The organism is Mesorhizobium sp. M7A.F.Ca.CA.004.12.1.1, from assembly GCF_003997835.1.
Lineage (GTDB): Bacteria > Pseudomonadota > Alphaproteobacteria > Rhizobiales > Rhizobiaceae > Mesorhizobium.
In genome coordinates, this window is sequence record NZ_RZRK01000089.1 from 1 (window position 1) to 11905 (window position 11905).

An 11905-nucleotide genomic window follows, 5' to 3' on the forward strand; every position below is an offset into this window, starting at 1 on the left:
AACGTGCTGGTGCGCTCGTCGACCGACCAGATGCACAACGTCGCCGTCCAGGGTCCGAAGAGCCGCGACATCCTGCGAGAAGTGATCTGGACTTCGCCATTGCAGCCGTCGATCGACGAGCTCGAATGGTTCCGCTTCGCCGTCGCCCGCATTGGTGGCGGCAACGGCATTCCGGTCGTCGTCTCGCGCACCGGCTATACCGGCGAACTCGGCTACGAGATCTGGTGCCATCCGCGCGACGCCGAAAAGGTGTTCGACGCCATCTGGGAAGCCGGCCAGCCGCATGGGCTGAAGCCGATGGGGCTGCAGGCGCTGGACATGGTGCGCATCGAGGCCGGGCTGATCTTCGCCGGCTACGAATTCTCCGACCAGACCGATCCGTTCGAGGCCGGCATCGGCTTCACCGTGCCGCTGAAGAGCAAGACCGACGATTTCATCGGCCGCGAGGCGCTGATCCGCCGCAAGGAGCACCCGCAGACGAAGCTGGTCGGCCTCGACATCGACGCCAATGTCGACGTCGGCCATGGCGATTGCGTGCATGTCGGCCGCGCCCAGATCGGCGTGGTCACGTCGGGCATGCGCTCGCCGGTGTTGAACAAGACCGTCGCGCTGGCCAGGCTCGACGTCACCCATTCGGCTGTCGGTACCGAGGTCGAGATCGGCAAGCTCGACGGCCATGCCAAACGGCTGCTGGCGCGCGTCGTCGCCTTCGCCCACTACGATCCGCAAAAGATCAAACCACGCTCCTGACGGCCTTCCTCCGAAGACAGTGAGGCCGTGCTGGCAGCCTGATAGGAATTTTTTCTTGACCTGCTGAGGGCAGCTATGCTACATATTCGTCCATGGTGCTGATTTGCGCCGGGACCCGCCTCCGGCGGGTTTTTCGTTTCCAGACCCCTGGTCCTTTTCCGAACAATCCTGCCCGCCAGTGTGAAGCTGACATGTTTCGCAAGCGTGATGTGCACGGCGCGACAATTCGCTTGACGTGAAAGCGCGCCGGATCAATCTTCACTCCTAAGAAAAAAATACGACTGAGTGGAAACACCAGCAGTCGATCAATGCATGCGTCGATGGTGAGCCTAGCGAAGCCGCGGCGGTCACGAACGGGGAACATCAAAATGGGGAACAGAGACATATGAGCACGATAACGACTGTCCTGGAGCCGCTTGCCGAAGGCAAGTTGCACCGAAATATCGACTGGCGCGGCGCCTTCTGGGTGGCGAGCGGCGTGCCTGCCCTCGTCCTGTTCTCGATCGGCGGCATTGCCGGCACGACCGGCACGCTGGCCTTCGCGATCTGGATCTTCTCCATGATCATGGGCTTCCTGCAATCCTTCACCTATGCCGAAATCGCCGGCCTGTTTCCGAACAAGTCGGGCGGCGCGTCGATCTACGGCGCCACCGCTTGGCTGCGCTATTCCAAGTTCATCGCGCCGCTGTCGGTCTGGTGCAACTGGTTCGCCTGGTCGCCGGTGCTGTCGCTCGGCTGCTCGATCGCCGCAGCTTATATCCTCAACGCGTTGGCGCCGGTGCCGCTGTTCACCGATGCCTCGCCCGAAGTCGTCGCCTATATCGCCGCGCATGCCGGGACGAGTGCTGCCGACGCCATCACGGCGGTGACCACCGCGGCAACGCCGGTGATCCGCAACTGGACGCTCTACAGCCACACGCTGGGGCCGGTCTCGTTCACCCTCAACGCGACCTTCTTCATCGGCGCGGTGCTGATGCTGATCATCTTCGCCATCCAGCATCGCGGCATCCTCGGCACTGCCAACGTGCAGAAATATATCGGCCTGCTGGTCATCATCCCGATGCTGATCGTCGGCGTCGTGCCGATCGTCACCGGCCAGATCAACTGGGCGAATTTTTCGCCGCTGGTGCCGCTGGCGGCAGCCTACGCGCCCGAGCCCGGCGCCTGGAACATTGCCGGCTGGACGCTGGTGCTTGGCGGCATGTTCATCGCCGCCTGGTCGACCTACGGCTTCGAGACCGCCGTCTGCTACACCTCGGAGTTCAAGAACCCGGGCACCGACACGTTCAAGGCCATCTTCTATTCCGGCCTTTTGTGCATGCTGCTGTTCATCCTGGTGCCGTTCACCTTCCAGGGCGTGCTTGGCCTCAACGGCATGCTGGCGACACCGATCGTCGACGGCTCCGGTGTCGCCGACGCGCTGGCCGGCATGGTCGGCGGCGGGGCGCTGATCCACAGCCTCTTGGTGATGCTGATGATCCTGGCTCTGGTTCTGTGCATCATGACGGCCATGGCCGGCTCTTCACGCACGCTCTACCAGGGCTCGGTCGATGGCTGGCTGCCGCGCTATCTCAGCCATGTCAACGAACATGGCGCGCCGACGCGGGCAATGTGGACCGATCTCGTCTTCAACCTGATCGTGCTGGCCATCGCCTCTGCCGACGCGACGAGCTTCTTCTTCATCCTCGCCGTGTCGAACTGCGGCTATATCATCTTCAACTTCCTCAACCTCAATGCCGGCTGGATCCACCGCATCGACAACGGCCATATCGCCCGGCCTTGGAAAGCACCGAGCTGGTTGCTCGGCGTCGGCGCGATCTTCGCCTATGTCAACATGATCTTCATGGGCGCGGGAGCCAAAGTTTGGAACCCGATGGCGCTGTGGGCCGGCCTGATCACGGCAGCCCTGATCATCCCGGTGTTCTGCTTCCGCCATTACATCCAGGACAAGGGCAAGTTCCCCGACCACATGCTGGCCGATCTCGGCATGACGGGGGCCGACCTCTCGGTCAAAAAGGCGGGCATACTGCCCTACCTGACCCTGGTCGCCGGCGTGGTGGTGATGCTGCTCGCCAACTGGTTCTTCGTCATCTGACCTCGTAAAAGTGAAAAGGATCGGGCGCGCTTCGGCGCGCCCGATCCTTTTCGACTGGCGTGATCGGTCTATTCGGCGGCCAGCGCCAGTTGCGGCTTTTCGGCTTCCTGGCTCAGTTCCAGATCGTCGGTCCGCCCCTCCGCCCCGCGCTTCTTCGGCTCCCGGCCGAAGAACAGGGCGTAGCCGGCAGGCAGGACCAGGATGGTCAGCACCGTGGCAACGAGGATGCCGCCCATCATGGCGTAGGCGAGCGGACCCCAGAAGACGCCGCGCGAGATCGGGATCAGCGCCAGCACCGCCGTCAGCGCCGTCAGCGTGATCGGCCGGAAACGGCGAACGGCCGAACCGATGATCGCCTCGTAGCGGTCCATGCCCGCGGCGATGTCCTGGTCGATCTGGTCGACCAGGATGATCGAGTTGCGCATGATGATGCCGAGCAGCGCGATGACGCCGAGAATGGCGACAAAGCCGAACGGCGCGCCGCTGATCAAGAGTGCCGCGGCAGCACCGATAATGCCAAGCGGACCGGTCGCCAGCACCAGCATCGCCTTGCCGAAGTTCTGCAGCTGGATCATCAAAAGCACGACGATGACGGCCAGCATGATCGGCGCCTTGGCGGCGATCGAAGCCTGGCTTTCCGCCGAATCCTCCGCACCGCCCTGGATCTCGACCTTGTAACCTGGCGCCAATCCGTCACGCAGGCCCTGCATATCCTTGTACAGTTTGGTGACGACGTCATTGGACTGCACGCCGTCGGGCAGCGTTGCCCGCACACTGATGGTCGGCAGACGGTCGCGGCGCCACTCGATGCCTTGCTCCAGCACCGGCACCACCTTGGCAACCTGCGACAGCGGCACGAAGCCACCGAAGTCGGTCGGGATATAGACCGAGTCGACCGAGGACAGCAGGCTGCGGCTGGCATCCGGCTCGCGGGCGACGATGGACACCGTCTCCTCGCCGTCGCGGAAGTCGTCGAGCGGCGCGCCGGACATCGCCGCCTGCAGCATCTGGCGGATGCGCTGCGAGGTGACGCCGAGTGCGCGGGCACGATCCTGATCGATGACCAGCTTCATCGCCGGAACCGGCTCCAGCCAGTCATCATGCACGGCGCCAAGCAGCGGATCCTCACGGAACTTCGCCTTCACCTGGTCGGCGATGCGGCGCACCTCCTGGCGATCCGGCCCCATGACGCGCATCTGCACCGGCCAGCCGGTCGGCGGGCCGAGGAACAGACGATCGACCTTGGCACGGATGGATGGGAAGTCTTCAGCCAGAACGGTGCGCAACTTGACGATCAGCCGTTCGCGGGCCGGTTCGTCATTGGCCATGACGAGCAGCTGGGCAAAGTTGGGGTTGCTCAGCTGCTGGTCCAGCGGCAGGAAGAAGCGCGGCGCGCCTTCGCCGATATAGGTGGCGATGAAACGCTTGTCCTTGTCGTCCATCATCTTGGTTTCGAGCGCCTTGGCCTGCGCCTCGACTTCCTTGATGCTGGTGCCTTCCGGCAGCCAAAGGTCGACGAGGATTTCCGGCCGCGACGATTGCGGGAAGAAGTTCTGCGGAATGAACTGGAAAGCCCACAGGCTGGTGCCGAAGGTGACCAGCGTCATCACCAGGACGATGATGCGATGGCGCACGGCCCAGCTGACGGTAGCACGAAGCCGGCGGTAGAAACGCGTGTCGAAGACATCGTGATGGCTGCCGGCATGCTTGCGCTGCTTGAGGATCATGTTGCCGAGCCATGGCGTGAAATAGACCGCGACGAACCAGGAGACGATCAGCGCGATGCCGACGACATAGAACAGGGTGCGGACATATTCGCCGGCGGTCGAGGCCGCGAAGCCGACCGGAATGAAGCCGGCTGTGGTGATCAGCGTGCCGGTCAGCATCGGGAAGGCGGTCGAGGAATAGGCAAAACTCGCCGCCTCGACCTTGACCATCCCCTCCTCCAGCTTGCGCTCCATCATCTCGACGACGATCATCGCGTCGTCGACCAGAAGACCGAGCGCGATGATCAGCGCGCCGAGCGAGATGCGCTGCAGGTCGATGCCGAGTTCGTACATGATGGCGAAGGTCGCAGCCAGCACCAGCGGGATGGCGATGGCGATGACCAGGCCAGAACGCCAGCCTATCGACAGGAACGAGACGACGAGCACGATCAGCAACGCTTCGCCGAGCGCATGCATGAACTCGGCCACCGCATCGGTGACGACGCCCGGCTGGTCGGAGATCTGGTCGACCGCAACGCCGTAGGGCAGCGCCTCTTCGAAGCGCTTGTAGGTGGCCTCGACATCCTTGCCGACGTCGGTAACCTTGAAGCCCTTGGCCATGACGACGCCCAACTGCACGCTGTCGTGACCGTTGAAGCGGTATTTGCGCTGGAACGGATCTTCCAGCCCCGAGGTCACCGTGGCGATGTCGCCCAGCCTTGTGACCTGGCCGCCGGCGCGCAGGCGCAGGTTCCGGATATCCTCGACCTTGCCGACATCGCCCTCGACGGAGATGCGTACCGAGTTGGTGCCGGTATCGACGGAGCCGGCCGGGTCGACATTGTTCTGTCCCTTGATCGCATTCTGCAGATCGGTCAGCGTCAGGCCGCGTTCGGCCAGGGCCTTGGACGAGACGTCGACATAGAGCTTTTCCGGCTGGTCGCCGATGATGACGGCCTTCTCGACGCCGGGCGTCGTCAAAAGCATGTCGCGCGCCTGGATGGCGAACTTCTTCAGTTCGGGATAGCTGAAGCCGTCGCCGCTGATCGAATGCAAGGTGATGAAGGTGTCGCCGAACTCGTCGTTGAAATACGGGCCGAGCAGGCCCTGCGGCAGGTCGCCCTGGATATCGCCCACCTTCTTGCGCACCTGGTAGAACGCGTCGGTCACCTCGGCGGTGTTGGTGTCGCCCTTGATCTGCACGGTGATGATGGCGCTGCCGGCGCGGGTGAAGGAGCGCACGAAATCGAGATGCGGCGTTTCCTGCAGCTTGCGTTCGATCTTGTTGACGACCTGGTCTTCCATCTCCTTGATCGAGGAGCCCGGCCAGATCGCCTGGACGACCATGATCCGGAAGGTGAAATCGGGATCTTCCTTCTGGCCCATACGCATCAGGCCGAGCGCGCCGGAAATGATGATCAGGCCGAACAGGAACCGCGCAATGGCGGGATGGCCGATTGCCCAGCGCGACAGGTTGAAGGGCCGCTTCTCTTCCGTGGAATTGGTCATCGACGCTGGTCCATCTATCTAGCGCAACAAAATCGAGGGTTCATAGTGGCTTCCGGGCGGCAAGGCTCTCCGAGCGGAGAAGCACTCATCGCGGTGGGACGCGAGATCGATGTGGGGGTTACATCAATCGAGCGTCTCGGTCGGGCGCCTGCCGCCCGGAAACCAACGACTGCGGGAACGCGCAGCCGGTTGTCTGTCGTCAGCGCACCTGCTTGGCGTCGCCGTCTGCCGCGGATGCCGATTGCAGCGCCGCATCACCAGCGAGCTTCACCTTCAGGTTTTCGGTCATGAATTGCGTGCCGGCGGCGACCACGACATCGCCGGGTTTCAAACCCTCTGCGACACGCACGCCATCGGCGGCGAACTCGGCAACCTTGATCGGACGGGCATGAACGGTGTCGGCGCCACGATCGACGGTCCAGACGATCGATTGGGTGCCTTGCTCGGCCAATGCGCTCAGCGGGATCGAGACCAGCTGCCGCTCATTGGCCGCCGAGGCTTCGATGCTGGCGGTCATGCCGAGCAGCACACGCGGATCGTTTGGCAGGCTGACGCGGACGGCAAAGGTGCGTGACTGCGGATCGGCGCTACCGGCGACTTCGCGGACCTTGCCATCGAGCGCCAGCGCATCGTCGGACCAGAAGCCCGCCTTGACTGCCTTGCCCGGCCTGAATTCGGCGATTTCCATTTCGGGGACGGCGATCAGCACTTCCTTCTCGCCGTCGACGGCGACAGTGACAACCGGCGTACCGGAACCGACGACCTGACCGACGTCGGCACTGACCGTGGTGACGATGCCATCCCTGTCGGCCTTGAGATCGGTATAGCCGACCTGGTTCTTCGCCTGTGCAAGTGTCGAAAGGGCGGAATCACGCGTGGCGACCGCTTGGTCATAGGTCAAGGTCGCCTGTTCGAGCTGTGATTTCGGGGCAAAATTCTTGGCAAAAAGCTGCTCGGCTCGCTTGCGGGCAAGCTCCACAGTCTCGACCTGCCGCTCGGCGGCATCGAGCGCTGCCTGCGCGCTCTTGACCGAGAGGTCGTAGTCAATGGGATCGATGCGGGCGAGCACATCGCCCGCGGCCACATGCTGGCCGATATCGACGAGGCGCTCGGTGATCTTGCCATTGACGCGGAACGCCAGAGCGCTCTCGGTGCGGGCTCGCACCGAGCCGGAATAGGAGAGCGTGCGGGTGTCGTGCACCTTCGCGATCTCGACAACCTTGACGGGACGGATGATATCCTTGACTTCGGCTTTTTCCTGGCTGCAGCCGGCAAGCCCGAGAGTGGCGACGATCAGGCCGGCAACTGGCAGCTTGCGAAGGATGGAATTGGACAAAGACATCTTGGTACTCCGACTGGAGATGAATGGTCGACAACCGGCTGGCGGGGGCTATTACTTCAGAGCTCTGATCGCATAGTCGATCAGATCGTCGGGCATCGCCCGGTTGGTCTTGGCAAGGCACTGCGCAACCATTTGCGGATGGCACAGGATGACCGTTGCGGCACCGAAGCAGCGCGACGCGGTCACCGGGTCCTGTTGTCTGAACTCACCGGCCTCGATGCCGTCGCGGATCACCTCCGCAAACAGGTCGTGAATGCTGTCGACATGCTTGTCGATCACACTCCAGTCCCGTTCGAGGGCGACGATGACCATCTCGTGGACCTTCTGGTCGTCGAGCATGACCTCCATCGTCATCTTGTATTGCGCATGCACGTAACGCCGAAGCCGCTCCTCGGCGCTGATCGGCAGGCGCGAAATCTCGTAGGCCATCTTGTAGCTGGCGCCGAGCATACGGCCGCAGACGGCCTGGTGGATTTCGACCTTGGAGGCGAAGAAACGGTAGATGTTGGCGGGCGACATGCCGAGCTCACGCGCGATGTCGGCGACATTGGTCTTGCCGTAGCCATAGTGCCGGAACAGGCGCTCGGCGCAATCGAGAATGCGCGTTACATTTTCCTGTCGGGCGGCTTCGGCGACTATGGTGGCGGCTTCGGACATGATCCTCTATCGATTTACGAGTGATGAATTTCGATTTTCGTCACTCGTAAATTGAAAAGAGCGACCTGTCAATGCGGATTCGGTGTACACGTACGAATGATGACAGATGGTGACAGGGAACCGACGAAAGTCGCGGAGGCTTTGCCCAATCGCAAAGGTCGTAACTGGAGGAGAGCAGCGACGAGGCTTAAGTCCCCCTCGCCATCTCGCGCAACCGGAATTTCTGGATCTTGCCGGTCGAGGTCTTCGGGATTTCGGCGAAGATGACCGCCTTCGGCACCTTGAACCGGGCAAGCAGCGCGCGGCAATGATCGATGATCTCGGCTTCGGTCGCGGCCTTGCCGGGCTTCAGCTCGACATAGGCAACAGGCACCTCGCCCCATTTGTCGTCGGGCCTGGCGACGACGCCGCAAGAGGCAACCGACGGGTGCTTGTAGAGCGCGTCCTCGACCTCGATAGAGGAAATGTTCTCGCCACCGGAGATGATGATGTCCTTGGAGCGGTCCTTGAGCTGGATGTAGCCATCGGGGTGCATGACGCCGAGATCGCCGGAGTGGAACCAGCCGCCGGCGAAGGCCTCGTCGCTCGCCTTGCGGTTCTTCAAATAGCCTTTCATGACGATGTTGCCGCGGAACATGCCCTCGCCGATGGTCTCACCATCGGCCGGTGTGGTCCGCATCGTCTCGGGGTCCATGACGGTCAGGCCTTCGAGCGCCGCATAGCGCACGCCCTGCCGCGCCTTCCTGGCACTGCGCTCGCCCTTTTCGAGATCATCCCAAGCGCCATGCCATTCGTTGACGACCGCCGGACCATAGGTCTCGGTCAGGCCGTAGAGGTGGGTGACGGCAAAGCCGGCATCGGCCATCCCCGACAGCACCGCTTCCGGTGGCGGAGCTGCCGCGGTGTTGAAGGTGACAGTCTGCGGGAATTCGCGCTTGTCCTCCTCCCTGGCATTGATCAGCACCGACATGACGACCGGGGCGCCGCACAGATGGGTGACGCCGTGATCGGCAATCGCATCGTAGATCGGCTTCGGCCGCACCCAGCGCAGGCAGACATGGGTGCCGGCCTGGACAGCGAGCGTCCAGGGAAAGCACCAGCCATTGCAGTGGAACATCGGCAGCGTCCAGAGATAGACGGCGTGCTTGGCCATGCCCGCATGAATGGTGTTGGTGTAGGCCATCAGCGCGGCACCGCGATGGTGGTAGACGACGCCCTTCGGATTGCCTGTCGTTCCGGAAGTGTAGTTGAGCGAGATGGCGTCCCACTCATCGTCGGGCATCGACCAAGCGAAATCCTCGGCGCCGCCTGCAACAAACGCCTCATAGTCCAGCGTGCCAACCCGCTCGCCCTTCGGATACGGCGCGTCGTCGGCGTATTCGGGATCATCATAGTCGATGACCAGCGGCTTGACCTTGGCCAGTTCCAGGGCCTGCCTGACAACGCCGGAGAATTCGCGGTCGACGATCAGCACCTTGGTCTCGGCATGATCGAGCTGGAAGGCGATGACCGCGGCATCGAGGCGGGTGTTGAGCGAATGCAGCACCGCCTTGGTCATCGGCACGCCGAAATGCGCCTCCAGCATCGGCGGCGTGTTTGACAGCATGACGGTGACGGTGTCGCCCTTGCCGATGCCGCGCCTGTCGAGCGCCGAGGCAAGCTTCAGCGACCGCTGCCAGAAGGTGCGATAGTCGATACGCTGGTGGCCATGAATGATGGCGAGATGGTCGGGATAGGTCTTGGCCGCGCGCTCAAGATAGGTGAGCGGTGTCAGCGGTTGATGGTTGGCCGCGTTCTTGTCGAGATCCTGTTCGTAAGGACTGCCCATCCCATGCTCCCCGATTTCTTTCAGACGTTCTAGTCATAGGCTCGGTCCGCGTCACCACAAACGATGCCACGACAGAGCGCATTCGGCGCAATGATGAACCAGATTCAGCGTAAGCGGGAGTATCGCATACCTCTGCCCAGTTTGACTTTTGTCGAGAGCCGTGAATAATGTCAGCCGAGGAGACGGCATGGCGATCCGACCGGCAGAACAACTCATCCACAAGGCCGCCTGGCTCTACTATGCCCATGGCCTGCGGCAGGACCAGGTGGCGAGCCAGCTTAACATTTCCCGTGCCTCGGTCGCCATGTATCTGCGCAAGGCGCGCGAGACCGGCATCGTCAACATCTCGACTTCGACCCAGCTTTTCACCGACGACGTGCTGGCGCGCAAGCTCGAGGATGCGTTGAGCCTCGACGCCGTCTGGATCGCACCGGAGAATGATCATATTGCCGACCCGTCGACGGAAATCGCCGTGCTGGCGGCAAGCGTCTTTCTCGAACTGGTCAAGAAGGGCGACCGCATCGGCGTCGCCTGGGGCCGCACCGTCTATATGATCGCCGACGTGATGTCCTATGCCGATCTGCAGGATGTCACAGTGGTGCAGCTCTGCGGCAATCTCGGCGCACCCTATTCCTATCGCCCCGACCAATGCACCATGGAGATCGCCCGGCGGCTCAACGCCAAGGGGCTCAATTTCTACGCGCCGCTGGTGCTGTCGACGGAAGAACTCGCGCGGGCGCTGCGTGCCGAGCCGGTGATCCGGGAACAATTGTCGGGTGTCAGCGAATGCGACCTGGCGTTATACTCGGTCGGCGCGGTCGACGCCGACAGCCATCTGGTCAAATGCGGCGCGCTGACGCCAAGAGAAATGGCGGATCTGCGCAGCCAAGGCGCTGCCGGCGTGATTGCCGGGCAGATCATAGACGCCGAAGGCAAGGTGCTCGGCTGCAGTTATAACCGCCGGGTGATCTCCGCCGAGCTTGCCTCGCTGCGCGCCATCGCCAGGCGTTTGGTGGTGGTGCAGGAGGACAGCAAGTTCGAACCGCTGCTCGCGGCGATCGCGGGCGGCCTTTGCACGCATCTGGTGGTCGGCGCGCACATGGCGCAGCGGCTCCTGGATCATGCGGCTGCCACGACAGAAAAGGCCTCCTAGAAATCCTCCTCTCCGCCGCCGGCGCATTGTCATCAAAGCGTCGCGGCAATCCTGTTTCACCATCAAAACAAACAACCGGACGAAGCGAACATGAACAATTTGTGGAATGACGAAACAGCCGAAAAACTCGTCGCCGACTACGCGAAAAAGGGTGTCGGCCGCGACCTGGCGCTGCGCGTCTACACGACCCGGCTGCTCGGCGGCGAACCACGGCTGGTCCTGCATGGCGGCGGCAACACCTCTTGCAAGACGACGGCAACCGACCTCGTCGGCGACCAGTGGGACGTGCTGTGCGTCAAGGGCAGCGGCTGGGACATGGGCATCATCGAGCCGCAGGGCCTGCCGGCCGTCAAGCTCAAGCCGCTGCTCAAGGCGCGCGCGCTGAACAGGCTGGCCGACGAGGACATGGTTGCCCTGCAACGCGTCAACCTCATCGATCCGTCCTCGCCCAACCCGTCGGTCGAGACGCTGCTGCATGCCTTCCTGCCGCACAAATTCGTCGACCACACGCACTCGACCGCCATCCTCGCCATCGTCGACCAGGAGGACTCCAAGCCGCTGGTGAAGACGGTGTTCGGCAGCAAGATGGGTTACGTGCCTTACATCATGCCCGGCTTCGACCTCGCCAAGGCGGCCGCAGATATCTTCGACGCCGACCCTGATGTCGAAGGCCTGATCCTCGACAAGCACGGCATTTTCACCTTCGGCGACGACGCCAAACAGGCCTACGACCGGATGATCCATTATGTGAATGTCGCCGAGGACTTCATTGCCGCAAGCGGCAAGCCGAAGGCGGCAAAGGCAGCCTTGCCGGCAAAGCTCGCGACACCGGCGTCGATCGCGCCGATGCTGCGTGGTGCGGTGG

General features: G+C 62.7%; 8 protein-coding genes. 4 read left to right on the top strand and 4 right to left on the bottom strand.

Annotated features, from left to right (window positions below; all coding sequences use genetic code 11):
• Positions 1–750 (top strand): aminomethyltransferase family protein (locus tag EN984_RS07185; RefSeq protein WP_164765399.1); only part of this gene is annotated, 750 nt, incomplete at its 5' end.
• 385 nt (positions 751–1135) lie between these two features.
• Positions 1136–2845: an APC family permease gene (locus EN984_RS07190; RefSeq protein WP_127270074.1), complete on the top strand. Its 1710-nt coding sequence runs from the start codon at positions 1136–1138 to the stop codon at positions 2843–2845.
• A 68-nt stretch (positions 2846–2913) separates the two neighbouring features.
• Here the strand turns inward: EN984_RS07190 and EN984_RS07195 are convergent, their stop codons facing one another.
• The 4 genes from EN984_RS07195 to EN984_RS07210 form a co-directional block, all read right to left on the bottom strand.
• The gene (locus EN984_RS07195; RefSeq protein ID WP_127270076.1) at positions 2914–6060 is read right to left on the bottom strand and encodes an efflux RND transporter permease subunit; all 3147 of its coding nucleotides are present in this window, start codon (positions 6058–6060) and stop codon (positions 2914–2916) included.
• A 199-nt stretch (positions 6061–6259) separates the two neighbouring features.
• Positions 6260–7402 carry an efflux RND transporter periplasmic adaptor subunit gene (locus tag EN984_RS07200; RefSeq protein ID WP_127269134.1) on the bottom strand — a complete coding sequence of 381 codons (1143 nt, stop codon included), beginning with the start codon at positions 7400–7402 and terminating at the stop codon, positions 6260–6262.
• A gap of 51 nt (positions 7403–7453) precedes the next feature.
• Positions 7454–8059 carry a TetR family transcriptional regulator gene (locus EN984_RS07205; RefSeq protein ID WP_127269135.1) on the bottom strand — a complete coding sequence of 202 codons (606 nt, stop codon included), beginning with the start codon at positions 8057–8059 and terminating at the stop codon, positions 7454–7456.
• Positions 8060–8246: 187 nt separating this feature from the next.
• On the bottom strand, positions 8247–9887 hold the full coding sequence (locus tag EN984_RS07210) for an acyl-CoA synthetase (RefSeq protein WP_127383680.1): 1641 nt from the start codon (positions 9885–9887) through the stop codon (positions 8247–8249).
• 187 nt (positions 9888–10074) lie between these two features.
• On the opposite strand from EN984_RS07210, the gene EN984_RS07215 reads away from it, so the two are divergent.
• Together EN984_RS07215 and EN984_RS07220 are read left to right on the top strand one after the other, a co-directional pair.
• Positions 10075–11040: a sugar-binding transcriptional regulator gene (locus EN984_RS07215; RefSeq protein ID WP_127270079.1), complete on the top strand. Its 966-nt coding sequence runs from the start codon at positions 10075–10077 to the stop codon at positions 11038–11040.
• A gap of 90 nt (positions 11041–11130) precedes the next feature.
• On the top strand, positions 11131–11905 hold a 775-nt coding region (locus tag EN984_RS07220; RefSeq protein WP_206517408.1), incomplete at its 3' end, for a class II aldolase/adducin family protein.

Excerpts from the sequence above, each read along its gene's own strand:
- EN984_RS07210 (WP_127383680.1), bottom strand. The coding sequence starts at position 9,887 with ATGGGCAGTCCTTACGAACAGGATCTCGACAAGAACGCGGCCAACCAT.
- EN984_RS07205 (WP_127269135.1), bottom strand. The coding sequence starts at position 8,059 with ATGTCCGAAGCCGCCACCATAGTCGCCGAAGCCGCCCGACAGGAAAAT.
- EN984_RS07190 (WP_127270074.1), top strand. The coding sequence starts at position 1,136 with ATGAGCACGATAACGACTGTCCTGGAGCCGCTTGCCGAAGGCAAGTTG.
- EN984_RS07215 (WP_127270079.1), top strand. The coding sequence starts at position 10,075 with ATGGCGATCCGACCGGCAGAACAACTCATCCACAAGGCCGCCTGGCTC.
- EN984_RS07200 (WP_127269134.1), bottom strand. The coding sequence starts at position 7,402 with ATGTCTTTGTCCAATTCCATCCTTCGCAAGCTGCCAGTTGCCGGCCTG.
- EN984_RS07195 (WP_127270076.1), bottom strand. The coding sequence starts at position 6,060 with ATGACCAATTCCACGGAAGAGAAGCGGCCCTTCAACCTGTCGCGCTGG.